The sequence below is a fragment of the Arthrobacter sp. BB-1 genome, from assembly GCF_006151685.1.
GTDB lineage: Bacteria > Actinomycetota > Actinomycetes > Actinomycetales > Micrococcaceae > Arthrobacter.
The window spans coordinates 50,571-65,991 of sequence record NZ_VDEV01000028.1; the positions used below are offsets into that span (position 1 = coordinate 50,571).

Annotated in this window: 16 protein-coding genes; 6 read left to right on the plus strand and 10 right to left on the minus strand. The window is 66.3% G+C overall.

Going from position 1 to position 15,421, the window contains the following annotated elements:
• Nucleotides 1-132 precede the first annotated feature (132 nt).
• Together FHJ30_RS15990 and FHJ30_RS15995 are read left to right on the plus strand one after the other, a co-directional pair.
• The gene (locus FHJ30_RS15990) at nucleotides 133-1,248 is read left to right on the plus strand and encodes a S1C family serine protease (RefSeq protein WP_139030258.1); all 1,116 of its coding nucleotides are present in this window, start codon (nucleotides 133-135) and stop codon (nucleotides 1,246-1,248) included.
• Between the two features lie 12 nt (nucleotides 1,249-1,260).
• Nucleotides 1,261-1,566, plus strand: a complete 306-nt coding sequence (locus tag FHJ30_RS15995) for a hypothetical protein (protein ID WP_139030259.1) — start codon at nucleotides 1,261-1,263, stop codon at nucleotides 1,564-1,566.
• 85 nt (nucleotides 1,567-1,651) lie between these two features.
• Here the strand turns inward: FHJ30_RS15995 and FHJ30_RS16000 are convergent, their stop codons facing one another.
• Together FHJ30_RS16000 and paaZ are read right to left on the minus strand one after the other, a co-directional pair.
• Nucleotides 1,652-2,047, minus strand: a complete 396-nt coding sequence (locus FHJ30_RS16000) for a VOC family protein (protein ID WP_240793732.1) — start codon at nucleotides 2,045-2,047, stop codon at nucleotides 1,652-1,654.
• Nucleotides 2,048-2,222: 175 nt separating this feature from the next.
• On the minus strand, nucleotides 2,223-4,334 hold the full coding sequence (gene paaZ / locus FHJ30_RS16005) for a phenylacetic acid degradation bifunctional protein PaaZ (RefSeq protein ID WP_139030261.1): 2,112 nt from the start codon (nucleotides 4,332-4,334) through the stop codon (nucleotides 2,223-2,225).
• Between the two features lie 162 nt (nucleotides 4,335-4,496).
• On the opposite strand from paaZ, the gene FHJ30_RS16010 reads away from it, so the two are divergent.
• On the plus strand, nucleotides 4,497-4,940 hold the full coding sequence (locus FHJ30_RS16010; protein ID WP_139030262.1) for a PaaI family thioesterase: 444 nt from the start codon (nucleotides 4,497-4,499) through the stop codon (nucleotides 4,938-4,940).
• Between the two features lie 3 nt (nucleotides 4,941-4,943).
• Here the strand turns inward: FHJ30_RS16010 and FHJ30_RS16015 are convergent, their stop codons facing one another.
• Together FHJ30_RS16015 and FHJ30_RS16020 are read right to left on the minus strand one after the other, a co-directional pair.
• On the minus strand, nucleotides 4,944-7,487 hold the full coding sequence (locus FHJ30_RS16015; RefSeq protein ID WP_240793733.1) for a S1 family peptidase: 2,544 nt from the start codon (nucleotides 7,485-7,487) through the stop codon (nucleotides 4,944-4,946).
• 107 nt (nucleotides 7,488-7,594) lie between these two features.
• A complete protein-coding gene (locus FHJ30_RS16020) occupies nucleotides 7,595-8,212 on the minus strand; it encodes a tyrosine-protein phosphatase (protein ID WP_240793734.1) in 618 nt (205 codons plus the stop codon).
• Between the two features lie 234 nt (nucleotides 8,213-8,446).
• Between FHJ30_RS16020 and FHJ30_RS16025 the strand changes: the two genes are divergently transcribed.
• A complete protein-coding gene (locus tag FHJ30_RS16025; RefSeq protein WP_139030263.1) occupies nucleotides 8,447-9,250 on the plus strand; it encodes an SGNH/GDSL hydrolase family protein in 804 nt (267 codons plus the stop codon).
• Between the two features lie 20 nt (nucleotides 9,251-9,270).
• Here FHJ30_RS16025 and FHJ30_RS16030 read toward each other — a convergent pair whose 3' ends face one another.
• Entirely contained in the window at nucleotides 9,271-9,879 is a 609-nt protein-coding gene (locus tag FHJ30_RS16030) for a GNAT family N-acetyltransferase (RefSeq protein WP_139030264.1), read from the minus strand.
• Between the two features lie 74 nt (nucleotides 9,880-9,953).
• On the opposite strand from FHJ30_RS16030, the gene FHJ30_RS16035 reads away from it, so the two are divergent.
• Complete coding sequence (locus tag FHJ30_RS16035) at nucleotides 9,954-10,187, plus strand: DUF6480 family protein (RefSeq protein WP_139030265.1); 234 nt, start codon at nucleotides 9,954-9,956, stop codon at nucleotides 10,185-10,187.
• Nucleotides 10,188-10,212: 25 nt separating this feature from the next.
• Here the strand turns inward: FHJ30_RS16035 and FHJ30_RS16040 are convergent, their stop codons facing one another.
• The 4 genes from FHJ30_RS16040 to FHJ30_RS16055 all read right to left on the minus strand — a co-directional run bounded on the left by FHJ30_RS16040 (nucleotide 10,213) and on the right by FHJ30_RS16055 (nucleotide 13,846).
• Nucleotides 10,213-11,097 (minus strand): 3-hydroxyacyl-CoA dehydrogenase family protein, encoded by an 885-nt coding sequence (locus tag FHJ30_RS16040; protein ID WP_139030266.1) that lies wholly within the window; start codon nucleotides 11,095-11,097, stop codon nucleotides 10,213-10,215.
• Nucleotides 11,097-11,933 carry an enoyl-CoA hydratase/isomerase family protein gene (locus tag FHJ30_RS16045; protein ID WP_139030267.1) on the minus strand — a complete coding sequence of 279 codons (837 nt, stop codon included), beginning with the start codon at nucleotides 11,931-11,933 and terminating at the stop codon, nucleotides 11,097-11,099. Before FHJ30_RS16045 ends, FHJ30_RS16040 begins: the two co-directional genes overlap by 1 nt.
• The gene (locus FHJ30_RS16050) at nucleotides 11,933-13,159 is read right to left on the minus strand and encodes a thiolase family protein (protein ID WP_139030268.1); all 1,227 of its coding nucleotides are present in this window, start codon (nucleotides 13,157-13,159) and stop codon (nucleotides 11,933-11,935) included. The genes FHJ30_RS16045 and FHJ30_RS16050 overlap by 1 nt, the downstream gene beginning before the upstream one ends.
• Before the next feature lie 228 nt (nucleotides 13,160-13,387).
• A complete protein-coding gene (locus tag FHJ30_RS16055) occupies nucleotides 13,388-13,846 on the minus strand; it encodes an SRPBCC family protein (RefSeq protein ID WP_139030269.1) in 459 nt (152 codons plus the stop codon).
• Nucleotides 13,847-13,987: 141 nt separating this feature from the next.
• On the opposite strand from FHJ30_RS16055, the gene FHJ30_RS16060 reads away from it, so the two are divergent.
• A complete protein-coding gene (locus tag FHJ30_RS16060; RefSeq protein ID WP_104998934.1) occupies nucleotides 13,988-14,164 on the plus strand; it encodes a CsbD family protein in 177 nt (58 codons plus the stop codon).
• A gap of 112 nt (nucleotides 14,165-14,276) precedes the next feature.
• Here the strand turns inward: FHJ30_RS16060 and FHJ30_RS16065 are convergent, their stop codons facing one another.
• The gene (locus tag FHJ30_RS16065) at nucleotides 14,277-15,332 is read right to left on the minus strand and encodes a DNA polymerase IV (protein WP_139030276.1); all 1,056 of its coding nucleotides are present in this window, start codon (nucleotides 15,330-15,332) and stop codon (nucleotides 14,277-14,279) included.
• Between the last annotated feature and the right edge of the window lie 89 nt (nucleotides 15,333-15,421).

The window sequence follows — 15,421 nt, forward strand, 5'->3', positions numbered from 1 at the left end:
CCCGGTTGAGCCCCCTCGCTCGAAACCGCGCCCCAAGAATACTCGCCCTTGGGAATAATAAGGGTGCTTGGTATTCAAGCCGCTTCCCGGCTACCGTTGAAGGACCAGCCAGGATCCGCAGGGAGGCCTCCCATGAGCACCACCACCAGCCGGGCATCACGCCGTCCGGCCCGTTGTTTCCGCACAGCTGCGGGAGGCCTGGTCCTGGCGGCTTCCCTGGCCCTCACGGCCTGCACGGGTTCCACCACTCCTCCCGCGCCCACCGGGACCTCCACCGCCGGCCCCACTTCCGGTTCCACCTCCACGCCAGGCAGCACTGCAGCGGCCCCGGCCCCGGCTGCGGCGGGCGACATCCCCCAGCTCGTGGAGAACCTCGCACCGTCCGTGGTGACCATCTTCACCGAGGGCGGCCTGGGCAGCGGTGTTGTCTACTCCGAGGACGGCCTCATCCTCACGAACGAACACGTGATCCGGGGCAACACCACGGTGGAGGTCGCCTTCGCCGACGGACAGCGGGTGGAGGGAACGGTCAAAGCCACGGACCCCGTGACCGACCTTGCCCTGGTGCAGGCAAAACGCACCGGCCTGCCCAAACCCGTCTACCAGGCCAACCTGCCGCGTGTCGGTGAAGGGGCGGTGGTGCTTGGCTCGCCCCTGGGCTTCGAGAACACCGCCACGGCCGGGATCATCTCCGGACTGCACCGGTCCATTCCCGGATCCGCCTCCAACAGCCTGTCCCTGGTGGACCTGATCCAGACGGATGCCCCCATCAGCCCCGGCAACTCCGGCGGCGCCGTCATCAACATGCGCGGCGAAATCATCGGCATCAGCGAGGCCTACATCCCGCCGTCGGCCGGCGCCGTGGCCCTGGGGTTCGCCATCCCTGCCGCGACCGCCGTGGAGGTGGCGGAGGAACTGCTGGCGGACGGCACCGCCGAGCATGCCTACCTGGGCCTCACGCCGGGCGAACTCACGCCGCAGATCGCCGAGCAGCTCGGCATTAACGCCCGCACCGGCGTCGTAGTTTTGGCAGTGGACGACGGCGGCCCGGCGGGACGTGCGGGCATCCGGCCCGGCGACGTGCTGGAGTCGATGGAAGGCGTGGAACTGAACGCCCCGGAGAAGCTCCTGGCGGAACTCCGCAGCCGCAACCCCGGCGATACCGTAGGCTTCAAGGTCAAGCGGGGAGATCAGAGCCTTGACATCAAGGCGGACCTCATCGCCCGGCCCACAAGTAACACCCGATAGGAAGGTAAGAACATGAGCCACCCCAAGGACGAAGCAGACTCCGGATACATCATCCCGGACCCCTCAAAGGTCCGCGAGGACATTCCCGGCGACGCCGGGGACGAAGCCAACGCCATCCGCTTCAGCGAAGAGCAGGCCCTGATCGAGGAACAGTCCCACGGCATTCGCCCGGACACTTACAGCATCCCCTCCGGCGGTCCCACCATGGCGGAGGCCCGCGGGAACATGGACCTTTCCGATCAAAGCGAGGCCGGGCACGGCACCGGCCGCGAGGATGACAGCAGCGACGACGGCCTGCACGGCGGCGCCGAGTCCTGACCCGTCTCCTTGCCTGAACGGCAGCAGGGGCACCCCGGAAACCCGGGGCGCCCCTGCTTGGCAATTGGGGACGTAACCTCCGCCGCTACAGTTCGTACTCGGCCTGGACGCCCAGCTTCTCGTGGACGCAGAGGATGTTGTGCTCGGTGTCCATGAACCAGGCACATTTTTCCGAATTCGTGGTGCAGATGTGGTTCTCCGTCTTCAGGTTCGGCAGGTCATAGTCCTGGAACCTTACGCCCCTGGCTTCCATGTCCCGGACTGTCCTCTCAATGTCCGTCACCTCGAAGCTCAGGGCCGTATGCTCTGAGTGCTTGCCGTCCGAGACCGGCATCAGCTGCAGCATCGGGCCGCCGTCGCTGCCGAGCAATTCGCTGCCATCGTCTGCCTTGCCGCGGTGCGGGAGTCCGAGCTTTTCGGTGTAGAACCTACGGGCGCGTGCGGGATCGTCCACTGGCAGGACCGTTGTGGCTGTGTTCATTCTTAGGCTCATAAGGGCCACCTCCTACGGGCAGAATTTTACGCTTCCGCCCGCCGAAAAGATCCAACGCTCCCTCACACAATGCGGCTTAATCACCAACGCTCTCGCACCTATCGCCGGCAGGTGAGAGAGCGTCCCGGGAAAACCCGCGTCAGGTGAGAGAGCGTCCCGGGGGTTACTTCTCCACAAGGGTGAGGACGTCGTAGGTGGCCACGATCTCGTCGTTCTGGTTGGTGAGCACGGCGTCCCACGCCACCTCGCCGTATTCGTCGGTTTCGCGGGGCGTGATCTTCTTGGCCGTGAGGGTCACCCGGATCGAGTCGCCTGCCGCCACGGGGGTGATGAACCGCAGGTTTTCCAGCCCGTAGTTGGCCAGGACGGGGCCCGGGGCAGGCTCCACGAACAGGCCGGCCGCCCAGCTGAGCAGCAGGTAGCCGTGGGCCACAATGCCCGGGAAGAACGGGTTGGCTTCCGCGGCCTCCTGGTTGGTGTGGGCGTAGAACGTGTCACCTGTGGAGTTGGCGAAGGCCGTGATGTCCTCCAGGGTGACCTGGCGCAGGTCCGAGCGGACGGCGTCGCCAATCCACAGCGTCTCCAGGGACTTCCGGAACGGGTGGGTCCCCTCGGTTTCCAGGGTGAAGTTGCGGTCCGCGCCGGCGTGCCACAGGCCGGTGACGGCGGTGAGCATGTTCGGCGAGCCTTGGATGGCGGTGCGCTGCATGTGGTGCATCACCGAGCGGATGCCGCCCAGTTCCTCGCCGCCGCCTGCACGGCCGGGACCGCCGTGGACCAGGTGCGGCACGGGCGAACCGTGGCCCGTCGACGAGCGCGCGTCCTCGCGGTTGAGCATCAGGACACGGCCGTGGTGCGCCGCGATCCCGGTGACAAGTTCGCGGGCCACGGAAGGATCGTTGGTGCAGACCGAGGCCACCAGGGAGCCGCCGCCGCGGGCGGCGAGGCGGACGGCGTCGGGAAGGTCCTTGTACCCGATCACGGAGGACACGGGGCCGAATGCCTCGAGCGAGTGCACTTCCTCGGCCTCGGGGTCCTGCCAGTTCAGGACGACGGGCGCCATGAACGCGCCTGCCTCCACCACGCCGGTGGTTCCGTCGGCGGAGGTGACCGACGGCGAATCGAGGGTTCCGTACGCAAGCTCACCGCCGGCGTCGAGCATGGACTGCACGGCCGCGCGGACATCGTTAAGCTGCTCCACCGAGGCGAGCGCGCCCATGGTGACGCCTTCAGCCCGCGGATCGCCCAGGACAACGCGCTCGGAGATCCGCTTGCCGATGGCGGCAGAGACGGCGGCAACCAGCTCCTCCGGCACGATGGCGCGGCGGATGGCGGTGCACTTCTGCCCGGCCTTGGCCGTCATTTCCGTAACCACCGACTTCACGAAGGCATCGAATTCCGGCGTCCCTTCCACCGCGTCCGGGCCGAGGATGGCGGCGTTCAGCGAGTCCGTCTCGGAGGTGAAGCGGACCCCGCCCTGCACCACGTTGGGGTGGGCCTTCAGGGACAGTGCGGTGGAGGCGGAGCCGGTGAAGGCCACCAGGTCGCGGTAGTCCAGGACGTCCAGCAGCCCGCGGACGGAGCCGGAAATCAGCTGCAGCGAGCCCTTGGGCAGGATGTTCGATTCGACAATGGCCTTGACCACTGCGGCCGCCACGTAGCCGGTGGGGGTGGCGGGCTTGACGATGGTGGGCACGCCGGCCAGGAAGGCCGGGGCGAACTTCTCCAGCATGCCCCAGACCGGGAAGTTGAAGGCGTTGATCTGCACGGCGACCCCGGGGATGCGGGTGTAGATGTGTTCGCCGGCGAAGGAGCCGTCCTTGGACAGGACCTCCATGGGGCCGTCCACCACCACCTGCGAGTTGGGAAGCTCGCGCCGGCCCTTGGAACCGAACGTGAAGAGCACGCCGATGCCGCCGTCGATGTCGATCATGGAATCCACTTTGGTGGCGCCGGTCTGGGCCGAGAAGGTGTAGAAGTGCTCACGCCGGGCGTTCAGGTACTGGGCCAGTTCCTTGAGCTTGAGGGCGCGCTGGTGGAAGGTGAACTGACCGAGCTCCTGCTGCCCCGTTGTGCGGCCGTATTCCACCACCGCCCCCAGGTCCAGCCCTTCGGTGCTCACCTTGGCCAGGATCTCCCCCGTGCTCGCATCCCTGACTGGAGTCGCGGACCCTGCCGCTCCGGCGTCGGGAGTCCACCATGAGTCCATGATGAAGCTGGGCACTGTCTCCACGGTGTCGACCGTGGCCTGGGGGGCTGTGGCGGTGGTGGTCATCGTTGACGGGTCCTTCCAACAGGGACAGACGAAAGCGGCCAATGATTACTGACCGTCCGTTCGGTAATATATTTACCATACATGAATGTGCCCCGCTGCACACTAGGAGGCTGGTGCACACTGGAAGCCCGCGCACTTGCCAGACGCCCAGAAGGAGAGCACATGAGCACGCCGCCGAAAGATGCAGTTACCGACCACCACGCCAGCGACAAGGAGCTGTGGAAGATCACCCTTGGCGAACTGGACGAGAAGATGGGCGTGAAAATCATCGAGGAGTCCGTCCAGCGCGTGGTGGCCACCATGCCGGTGGAGGGGAACCGGCAGTCCTTCGGGCTGCTCCATGGCGGCGCTTCCCTTGCCGTGGGCGAGGCCGTGGGGTCCTGGGCCGCGGTGATCCATGCGAGCACCCTGGGCAAGACGGCCGTGGGCGTGGACGTATCGGCCACCCACCACCGCTCCGCGCGGGAAGGCCTGGTGACCATCACGGCCACCCCCATCCACCTCGGCGGCACCCTCACCACCCACGAGGTGCTTATCACCAACGAGGCCGGCCAGCGGCTTTGCACCCTGCGCATCACCAACCTGCTCATGAGGCGCCACAAGTAGCTGCTACCGGGCCGATTGCCGCTTCCGGCGGCGGACCAGCACCATCAGCAGGATCCCGACGGCGAGCGCGGCGGCTGCTGCGATCGCTGCGGTAACCAGTCCCCCGGCTCCAGTGGCGGCGAGGCTGCTGTCACTGATGTGCCCTGCCGGAAGGACCGACGGCGGGGCATCGACGATGAATGTGAGGCGCGCCGGGGCAGAAGCCACGCCATCCACCGCCTGCGTCACCGACAGGGCGTGGGTGCCCGCTCCCAGCCCGGCGGGGAAAGGAACCCGCCAGGTTCCACCGTCCACCAGCACCAACGGCGCCAGGACCAGGGGCACGGAACGGGATGCCGGTGCCGCGCCACCGGCCGCTGTGCCGGAGACCGGCGTCCCATCAAGGGACACCGTCACGTCCGCGCCGTTCAGCCCGGTTCCCGCTATGGCTGACGGCAGGGCGTCCTGCTTGAGGTGCTGTCCGTCGGAAAGGCTCGTTACGGCCGGGGGCGGCGGCATGACGGCGAAGGCCGCCGTGGCGGCCGGGCTGTCCGGAAGGCCGGGGTAGGACTGGACCGCGGTGGCGTTCACCTTGCCGTAGGGGGCCGGGGCCTGCAGTGAAACCGACCAGCGCCCGTCATCGCCCACCAGCGCCGAGCCGGCAACGTCGCCGGAGAGGGTCACCGTGGCACGCGGCGTTCCCGTGCCTTCGACGATCTTGAGTTCCGGCAGCGGCTGGTTGTCCGGTGTGGTGATCACCGGCGCGGGAAGGAACGATGGCGCAATGACCACGCTCAGTGTCACGGCTCCGGAGCGGCTGAATCCGTTCACGGTTTCGGCCGTGAATGTGAACGGGCCGGGTGCTTCCGGCGCCGTGAAGGCCCAGGTGCCGTCGGACTGCACGGGCACGTCGAACGGCTGCCGGCCGGCATAGGTGATGCGGACCTGGGAACCTTGGGCGACGGCGGAGGCTGGGGCGGCCGCAACCCGGCCCGTAATGCTGGTACCGGCCTTGACCGTCGTGTCCGCAGTGGCCGAGACCCCGGGCTTGTTGAGGAAGAGCTCCAACTGGTAACCCGGCAGCACTTTGAGCGAGTCCTCCAGGGTTGCTGCCACGGCGAAATTTGGCGGCGGTGGCAGGTCGGGCTGTGGATCGTCACCGGCACTGTGGGTGCCCACGGCGTAGTTTCCACTGATCCACGGGCCGCCCGAGTCGCCGCCGCTGGACTGCACGTCGTAGGACAGGAAGCCATTGAATGCGCGGATGTCATCAGGGTCCGCGGGGTAGGTGGGGCCGCCCACCAGGAAGATTCCCACAGCTGCGACATGTCCACAGGACCAATTGGTCCTCCAGCCTGAACGGCAGACCGGCATGCCGATGACAGGGGCGGCCGTGCCGATGATTTTGACGTCCTGCCCGGGCTGCAGCGGGTCACCATAAGTGCTGGCAGCCGGCAAGGGATCCAGGTCCGGGCGGAGCGCTCCGACCACCGCAATGTCTGTTCCCACGTTGCCGGGGTCCGTAAGTGCCACGCCATTCTGGTCCGTGGGAACGTTCTGGTCCAGCACCCTGGCGTTGCCGGGCCCGCCCAGCTGGCTGAACTGGAAGGCACCCAGGCGTCCGGCAGGCGCACCCTGAAGCAACAGTTCCGCGGTGGTGGCGGTGCCGTCATCGGCACAGTGCCCTGCGGTAAGGACTGCGGGCAGGCCCGAGGGATTAAACGCGGAAAACCCTGTGGAGCAGATGGCGCGGTTGTCCGTCTGGTAGCCCACCCCGCCCGGGACGTCCGTCTCAGGCGCAAGGGGCGCGCCGCCGTCGAGCACTACGTTCGCGTAGCGCGAGACGAATTCCGACGGCGATATCTTGCCGGGAGCGGCAGTGTTGGCCAGCACGCCCGGCGGGTTGGCGGGCATTCCGCCCGTGTCCTTCGTTGACTGCGCTGCGGCGATGTTCCCCGTCCGGATGACGAATTTGCCGCCTTCGGAAACCACAGCCTGCAGGCCTGCCGTTCCGACATCGCGCAGATAAGCCTGGAAGAGCTCATCGACGCTGACTGCGATCCGACGGACCGGGGCCGCCTCAGTTGTTGCAGCGATAGGGGGCTGCGGTACGGGGGACGGTGCCTCTGCTGCTCCCGCTGGGTATGTGGGTGGAACGAGCAGGAAGGTCGCCCCACCTGATTTGTTCAGTTCATCCACCCGTGCCTGCAGGGCAGAACCCACGCCCTGCACTTGAATCTTTCCACTTCCAACACTGATGCCCGCATAACCCGGAAGCACGCGCAGTGAGTCCAAGGCTTCCACCGCTTGCCGCCCCAATTCGCCTGCTGCGTCGAATTCCACCATGCTCATGCCCAAGTCGCGGCGCACCGCGTCAGCGAGTCCGGCATCGGGGGGCGTCGCGGCCTGGCTGGCGGGGGCACTTGGCTCCGGAGTGGGGCTTGCGGTGCTCTCGAGCGCCGGTGATTCCGAAGCGGAGGATCGCGGGACGGCCAGGGCGGGCACCGCAGCCAGTCCCATGGTCAGGGCAATTCCCGCTGCCGTTCCTGTGGCAAGAATTCGTTTCATTCCGGTCGCCGTTCCGCTCGTTCAATGAACACGTCTCGCTCTGCTGTGAAGGCGGACGCTCAAACGAGCCAGTACCAACTGTCACAGTAGTCACTTTGGTAACAAGCCTACCGGCCCGCTGTAAGAGTGAGAAGAGCTGTGAGTTCCGCAAAGGAAAGGCCGTGCTCGAGCAAGAAGGCGGTTGTAGCCAACTCGCGGACGCAAGCCACCACAGCCTGGCCGCGGAGCTCAAGAAGTGGCGCAAGTTCATCTTCCGAAAGGTGCTGCTCGCGGGCGTGGGGCGGGCCGTGGATGCGGTGGCGTTCGTTGATGCCGCGGGCCGCCCGCGCGTAGCCGGCCGCTATGTCCTCATCAGTGTGCCCTGCGAGGTCCTGAACCATCGCGGCGATCATTCCACTCCGGTCCCTCCCGGCAGCGCAGGGAATGAGGACGAAGGAGGAAGCGCCGGCAGCGATTGCATGAAAGACGCCACCGATCTTCTGGGGAAACAGCCTGACGTTGTCGGCGTAGTGAACAGGATCATTGAGGTAGGGGCCGCAAAGGGCCGTGAAACGCGGGTCGCCCGGTTCTTCTGTCTGGGCCGGGACAACTGACATTCCCGACCCAGCTGCCTCGGCTACTAAGGGGTCAGTTTCCCTCCGCTGCACCTCCGCCGGGTTGCGCAGGTCCACCACGGTGCGGACCCCGTCGTCGTACGCCTGTTCCAGCCCAGCTCGATGAGCCATTCCGCCTGCCCATGCGGAAGACGCCACCAGCTACGCGCCAGGAGTTCACGGCCCATCCCAGTTGACGGGACCAATCGGGTCGTTCACCGCACAGCTAACCACAGGCTCCTGAATGCTGCACGTTACAAAAACGTCTGGCTAAAAGGGGTCCAAAGACCTCAGGGGCACCGCGCGCATGGCAATACTGTTGCAGCCACATGCTACTCATGTGATTGATGTTCAAAGGAGAATCTAGTGGGAAAATCTACATTACGCCGCCGACTCCCGGCTTTTGCGGCCGGCCTCGCCAGCCTGGCCATGGCGACGGGCATTGCGGCCATTCCAGCTGAAGGGGCGCCACCGAAGGTCGACTACGTCGCCCTGGGCGATTCTTACGCGGCAGGACAGGGCGCTGTGCCCTATACAGACCCAACCTGCTACGTGAGCCGCAGGGGATATCCCGCGATCGCCGACAAACTTCCGGGTCTCGAACTAACCAACGCGACGTGTTCGGGTCAAATTGTCGAAAACGTCATGCTGGACGTGCCGTCTGTTGCCGACGGCACAGACCTGGTCACTGTTACTGTCGGGGGCAATGACGTAAATACAATGGGCGTACTTGGTGCTTGCATGCCTGCTCCGGCCTCTCAGGCTTGCGCTCAGAGCGTGGCGGGGGCTCAGGAAAAGCTGACCGATGGAAGCCTTGCCGCATCGTTGGCAAGTTTGGTGGCCACAATCCAAGAGAAAGCCCCCGGCGCCAAGGTTGTGCTGACCGGATACCCAAGGTTGTTCGCGCCGGACCAGCCTTTTGCACCTGTTGCCAACCCGCTGGCCGATATCCTTAACGGGGTTATTGCAGGAGTTGCCGCAAATACAGGGGCTCAGTACGTAGATGTGGCCACTGCATTCGACGCCCACGGCATCGGCTCAACCGATCCGTGGATCACCTTCGACCCCACCAACCCAACAGATCCGGCCAATTTCCACCCAAATGGTAACGGATACCGGTATGGCTACTACGACTCACTTCGTAGCCAGGGCGCCTTTCGTTTGAACTGACTTCGCCAGAACTCAGACACCTATCCGCGCCGGGCGAGCCTGTACTCCAGCCCGGCGCGGACCATGGGCCATTCATGCTCAAGGATGGAAAACACCACGGTGTCCCGGAGCAGTCCGTCGCGGGTCCTCGAGTGGCTGCGGAGCACACCGTCCTGCTTCGCGCCCAGCCGGGCGATGGCCTCCCGCGACTGGTGGTTGAGCCAGTGCGTCCGGAACTCCACGGCAGGGCAGCCAAGAACCTCGAACGCGTGCCGCAGCAGCAACAGCTTGGAATCGGGGTTCGTGCCGGTCCCCTGCACTGAAGCAGCATTCCAGGTGGAGCCAATCTCCACGCGGGGAGTACCGGCGTCGACATTCATGTAGGTGGTCATGCCAATGATCCGCCCGGGACCTCCGGTGGCTGGATCGGTCAGCCGGGTGGTGAACGGCAGCATGGAGCCCTGCTCCTGCAGGGCGAGCCGCCGTTCGATCTCGCCGGCCATTTCTTCCGGGGACGGCACAGAGGTGTACCAGAGCCGCCACAGCTCGCCGTCCCGCGCCGCGTCCACCAAACCGTCGTGGTGATCTCCGGACAACGGTTCCAGGGTTACATACCGGCCTGTCAGGGTAAGGGGTTCCAGGAAAGTCACGGCACCAGCCTAGGCGGAATCGCCGGGGCCGGTACGCTGGGGAAACACCCAGGACAGCGAGCTAGGGAGTCAACGTGTCAGGAAGCAATCCGGATCCGGAAGAGGACAAGATCACAGGCCTGGAGCCGGGCGGCGGCGTACCGCCAGGGGAAACGCCGCCGGGCGAAGCGTCCACCACCACAACCCAGGGCCACGACGAGCACGGCACCAGGCGCAGTACCCAGTTCATCGTCATCGCCGCCATTGCGGTGGTGGTCCTGCTGTCGCTCCTGTACTTCGTCGGCTACATCGTGGGTATGTTCGACTAGCCCGTGTTCCTGGCCGGGCGTGTTCCTAGTTGGGCCAGTCGAAGAAGCCCTTGCCCGTCTTGCGCCCCAGTTCCCCCCGGGCCACTTTGTCCTTGAGGATCTGGGGCGGGGCGAAGCGCTCCCCCAGTGTTGAGTGCAGGTACTCGGCGATGCCCAGCCGGACGTCCAGCCCCACGATGTCCGTGGTGCGCAGCGGGCCGGTGGGGTGCTTGTATCCCAGCACCATGGCGTTGTCGATGTCCTCCGCGGACGCAACGCCCTCCTCCACCATGCGCATCGCCTCGAGGGCGATGGCCACGCCCAGCCGGGAGGACGCGAATCCGGGGGCGTCATTGACGACGACGGCGGTCTTGCCGAGTGCCTCCACCCACCCTTTCGCGGCGGCGGCAAGTTCGGGAGACGTGCGCTCGCCCAGCACCACTTCGATGAGGGTGGACGCCGGAACCGGGTTGAAGAAGTGAAGGCCCAGGAAGTTCCCGGGACGCTTCAGTTCACCGGCCAGCCCGTTCACGGACAATGATGACGTGTTGGAGGCGAGGTAGGCGTCATCCGCCAGCCGCTCCTCGATGCCGCGCAGCGAGGTGACTTTCAGGTCCCAGTCCTCCGGGACGGCCTCCACCACCAGCTGCCGGTCCGCGAAGGCGTCGTAGTCCACGCCGACGGTGAGCCGGGACGCCATTTCATCCAGGTTCGCGTCCGTCATGCCGCGCTCGATGCTTTTGGCCGCGGCCGACTCCACCCGCTCGCGGGCGGCCTCGGCGGACTGGTCGTCGCGCTCCACCACCAGCACGTCGGCACCCTTCACCAGGAACGCATGGGCAATGCCGGCTCCCATGCGGCCGCCGCCCAGCACGCCGACTCGTGCGGGGAGACCAGACGGCAGGCCGGGGGCAGGTCGCGATGTGTTCATCAGTTCTTTTCTCCGGTCTCGGGGGCGGCGCTGTCAGCAGCGTTCTCGGCAGCATTTTTGGCTGTGTTTTTGTCTGCGTTCCTGTCCAGGAACCTCTGCATCCGGTCGAACTTGGCCTCGGATTCGAAGAGGATGCCCTGGGCCAGCTGGTCGATCAGAGGGTGTGCTTCCGCCGGCGCGTGGAACACGGACTTGGTAATGCGCACTGCCAGGGGGTCCTGCCGCCCGATCCTGTCTGCCAGGCTGTGCGCGGCGTCCAGGAGTCCTGCCGGCTCATGGACCTCGGTAATGAGGTTCACCGCCAGGGCTTCGTCGGAGCCAAGGACCTTACCGGCCAGCAGGATCTGCTTGGCCACCGGCTCCCCCACCAGTTCCTTCAGCCGCCAGCTGGCCCCTGCCGCGGCGAGGATTCCCAGCCCGGTTTCCGGATTGCCGATGCGGACACCGGGAGTCCCGATCCGGAAGTCGGCGGCGTACGCGAGCTCCGCCCCGCCGCCCAGGCAGTAGCCGTCCAGGGCCGCGATGACGGGCATGGGGAGCTTGGCGATCCGGACGAAGATGGTGGAGTTAATGCCCTGCAGGGCATCGTCCCGGCGCCGCTCGCGCAGCTGGCCGATGTCCGCACCGGAGGCAAACACCCCGTCCGTCCCGGCAATGATCAGTACTTTGGGATTCTGTTCCAATGCGGAGCAGACCAGGTGCAGCTCGTCCACCATCTTCTGGTCGATGGCATTGCGCACCTCGGGCCGATTGAGCAGCACCACAACCCGGTCGCTGCGCTCCTCCACCAGCAGGGCATGGAACTTCTCCGCGGCCAGGTCCACGGCGCCGGGCATCAGACCTTCTCCAGCAGCATCGCGGTGCCCTGCCCCACGCCGATGCACATGGTGGCCAGGCCAACCTTGGCATCCTCGCGCTCCATGCGCCCCAGCAGCGTGATGGCAATCCTGGCCCCGCTGGAACCCAGCGGATGCCCCAGGGCGATCGCGCCGCCGTCGTTGTTCACGATGCCCGGCTCAAGGCCCAGGCGCCGGATGCAGGCCAGTGACTGCGTGGCGAAGGCTTCATTAAGTTCGACGGCGGCGAGGTCGCCGACGCTGAGGCCGCTGCGCTTGAGGACTTTCTGCGTGGCCGGCACGGGGCCGATACCCATGATCTCGGGCTCGCAACCTGCGGAGGCGCCGTCAATGATGCGGGCGCGGGGAGTGAGTCCCAGCCGCTCGATGGCCGCTTCCGAGGCGACGATGATCGCCGAGGCGCCGTCGTTGAGCGAGGACGAATTGCCGGCCGTAACTACCGACCCACCGTGCGTGACTGGTTTCAGTCCCGCGAGGACCTCCAGGGTGGTGCCCTCGCGCGGGCCTTCATCGGTGTCCACGACGTTCTCGGACTTGCGGGTCTTTACTGTCACGGGAACGATCTCATCCTTGAACCGTCCGGCCGCGATGGCGTCCAGGGCCCGCTGGTGGGAGCGGACGGCGAAGGCGTCGGCGTCCTCGCGGGAGATGCCGTCCACCCGGGCCACTTCCTCGGCGGTCTCCGGCATGGAGTAGGTCATCTTGCCGTCCCGGGACAGCTCGCCCTTTTGGAACCGGGGGTTGGTGAAGCGCCAGCCGATGGAGGTGTCGAAAATCTGCCCGGGTTTGGCGAAGGCTGCGGTGGGCTTTTCCTGTACCCAGGGCGCGCGGCTCATCGATTCCACGCCGCCGGCGATGACGATGTCCGCCGCACCGGCCTTGATCATGTGGCTTGCCTGGATGATGGCGCTCAGGCCCGACGAGCAGAGCCGGTTCACCGTGATCCCGGGGATGTGGAGGGGAAACCCGGCCAACAGGGTTGCCATGCGGGCCACGTTCCGGTTTTCCTCGCCGGCTCCGTTGGCGTTGCCCAGGATGACCTCGTCAATGGTGTCCGGATCGAGGCCGGCCCGGGTCACCGCCTCCCGGAGCACCAGGGCTGCCAGGTCATCGGGGCGGACCGAGGACAGCGCCCCGCCGTATCTGCCCACCGGCGTTCGTACCCCGCCAACAAGGAAAGCCTGCGGACCTGCGGTTGCAGCCATGGAAACACCCTTCACGCGATAAACAGCACTGTCATCGGCGGCCGGCAGCTCCCCCCACTCCCCAACTAGGTAGCGCTAAGTGTCGTTATGAGCGTCCAAAACGACACTTAGCGCTACCTAGTTGGGTCACTTACCGACCGTTCGTTCTGTAAATAGTACACGGGAGGGGTGATCCGTGGATACCGGATGACGCCTCGGGGACGGTGGGCCCAGGTTCGCTGCGCCTCGCTACAGCGATTCCGCCTTTGCCGCTATTTCCGTGAGGTCCTTCGCAAGGGCTTTGCGGGTGGCGGCCAGGCCCATCCTGCCGAACAGCAGCATCATGACCCTGCTGGCCAGGGTGGGCTTGATGACCTCGGCGCCGAACGTGAGGGTGAGGTCCGTTCCGCCGTTGCGCGAGGCAAGGCTGAACCGTGTTGTGTAGTCCGCGCCGCCCTGGACAGCCTTCACGGTGGTGCTGCGGTTCGGCTCGGCTTCGGCCACCCACATCTCCACTGTTTCCGCTTTGCCCAGCATTCTCCGGGTCTCTTTCCACCGGGTTCCCTCGCCGTAGGGGCCGTCCGTAAGGAGCTGCACCGAGTCCACGCCGGAGAGGGTCGCTGCGGAGCCCGGGATGTCCGTGATGACGGACCAGACTTTCTCGGGCGGTGCCTGGATGTGCTGGGTGAGGCTGACGCTGTGGTCCATGGTTTCGAGCCTAGCCGCGGGCAGGGGGATTCAACAGGCACCGCCCCCGCGGGCAATCAGAGCACTTGAATTAGTAAGCATGCTTTGTGTTAGTGTGAAAATGCATTGTTTGATCAACGGAAACGAAAGGAGGCCATCACCATGGGCCTCGGAGACAAGATCAGTAACGCAGCAGAAGACATGGGCGGCAAGGCCAAGGAAGCGGCCGGCAACGCCACGGACAATGACCGCCTGAAGGCCGAAGGCCAGGCGGACCAGGTCAAGGCCGACGCCAAGAAGGTGGGCGAAAGCGTCAAGGACGAGTTCAAGCGCGACTAGTCCTTGCTGGGGCAGCCGCAGCGAACGGCGTGCCGCATCAGCTTGAAACGGCGGTGGATCCTGCGGGATCCGCCGCCGTTCTGCTGTCCGCGCGCGTGTGAGCGGAGCCCGTTCACCATCCGCTCCGGGTTGGGGTGTGGCCCTGCCGGGAGTCGTCCGGCATCGTCATTTCGGCCCGCAGCCCGAGCAGCCTGATGGGGCGGCCCGGCTCGATCTTCGCCACAAGGTCGAGGACCCGTGCGAGGACTTCCGAGGGATCCGACGTCTCAGGGATCTTCCGGGCGTACGTCTTGGTGATGAACGGGCTGTAGCGGACCTTCAGGGTCAGCCCGACCACCGGCCGACCCTCCGCCGCGACATCCGCCAGCACGTGCGCCGCCAGCTCCCTGACGGCGCCGTCAATCTGCCCCGGCTCGGTCAGGTCGCGCTGGAAGGTTGTCTCCCGGCTGTGCCCGCGCGCCACCCAGGGCGTGTCATCAACTGTCCGCGCGCCGTCACCCCGTCCCAGCTGCGCATACCAGGGCCCCATCCTCGGGCCGAACTCCGGCACCAGGTCGTCAGGATTGGACGCGGCCAGCTCGGCGACCCTCCTGATGCCGAGCCTGGCGAGCCGCTGCGAGACCTTTGTTCCCACTCCCCACAGTTCGATGGTGGGCCGGTTCCCCATGACCTCCAGCCAGTTGCCTTCGGTGAGCCGGAAGACGCCCGCCGGCTTGCCGAACGTCGTCGCCACCTTGGCCCGGACCAGGGTGTCGCCGATGCCCACACTGCAGTGCAGCCGGGTGGCCCCAAACACGGCATGCTGCAGTTGCCGGGCGTAGGCGTCCGGATCGTCCGTCTGCACACCAACAAAGGCCTCGTCCCAGCCGAGGACCTGGACGGTAGCGCCGGGCTGCGAGCGCAGCACCGCCATAACCTGTTCGGACGCCTCAAGGTACGCCTCGTGGTCCACAGGCAGGATGACGGCGTCGGGCACTTTCCGTGCGGCGATGCGCAGCGGCATCCCCGAGCCGACCCCGAACGCCCTGGCTTCATAGGAGGCCGTGGACACCACAGCCCGCTCGGTGGGGTCTCCGCGGCCGCCCACGATCACCGCCTTGCCCGCGAGCTCGGGCCGGCGGAGCACTTCCACTGCCGCGATGAACTGGTCAAGGTCCACATGCAGCACCCAGGGTTCGCCCACAAGCCCCAGTCTGCCCCGGCCGCGCGCTCCGCACCACCGCTCCCCGGGAAACGCCGACGGCGGGACTCCCCTCC

What these genes read in the sequence shown, in the direction of transcription:
- FHJ30_RS15990 (WP_139030258.1), top strand. Translation starts at nt 133, where the DNA reads ATGAGCACCACCACCAGCCGGGCATCACGCCGTCCGGCCCGTTGTTTC.
- FHJ30_RS15995 (WP_139030259.1), top strand. Translation starts at nt 1,261, where the DNA reads ATGAGCCACCCCAAGGACGAAGCAGACTCCGGATACATCATCCCGGAC.
- FHJ30_RS16000 (WP_240793732.1), bottom strand. Translation starts at nt 2,047, where the DNA reads ATGAACACAGCCACAACGGTCCTGCCAGTGGACGATCCCGCACGCGCC.
- paaZ (WP_139030261.1), bottom strand. Translation starts at nt 4,334, where the DNA reads ATGACCACCACCGCCACAGCCCCCCAGGCCACGGTCGACACCGTGGAG.
- FHJ30_RS16010 (WP_139030262.1), top strand. Translation starts at nt 4,497, where the DNA reads ATGAGCACGCCGCCGAAAGATGCAGTTACCGACCACCACGCCAGCGAC.
- FHJ30_RS16015 (WP_240793733.1), bottom strand. Translation starts at nt 7,487, where the DNA reads ATGAAACGAATTCTTGCCACAGGAACGGCAGCGGGAATTGCCCTGACC.
- FHJ30_RS16020 (WP_240793734.1), bottom strand. Translation starts at nt 8,212, where the DNA reads ATGGCTCATCGAGCTGGGCTGGAACAGGCGTACGACGACGGGGTCCGC.
- FHJ30_RS16040 (WP_139030266.1), bottom strand. Translation starts at nt 11,097, where the DNA reads ATGAACACATCGCGACCTGCCCCCGGCCTGCCGTCTGGTCTCCCCGCA.
- FHJ30_RS16045 (WP_139030267.1), bottom strand. Translation starts at nt 11,933, where the DNA reads ATGCCCGGCGCCGTGGACCTGGCCGCGGAGAAGTTCCATGCCCTGCTG.
- FHJ30_RS16050 (WP_139030268.1), bottom strand. Translation starts at nt 13,159, where the DNA reads ATGGCTGCAACCGCAGGTCCGCAGGCTTTCCTTGTTGGCGGGGTACGA.
- FHJ30_RS16055 (WP_139030269.1), bottom strand. Translation starts at nt 13,846, where the DNA reads ATGGACCACAGCGTCAGCCTCACCCAGCACATCCAGGCACCGCCCGAG.
- FHJ30_RS16060 (WP_104998934.1), top strand. Translation starts at nt 13,988, where the DNA reads ATGGGCCTCGGAGACAAGATCAGTAACGCAGCAGAAGACATGGGCGGC.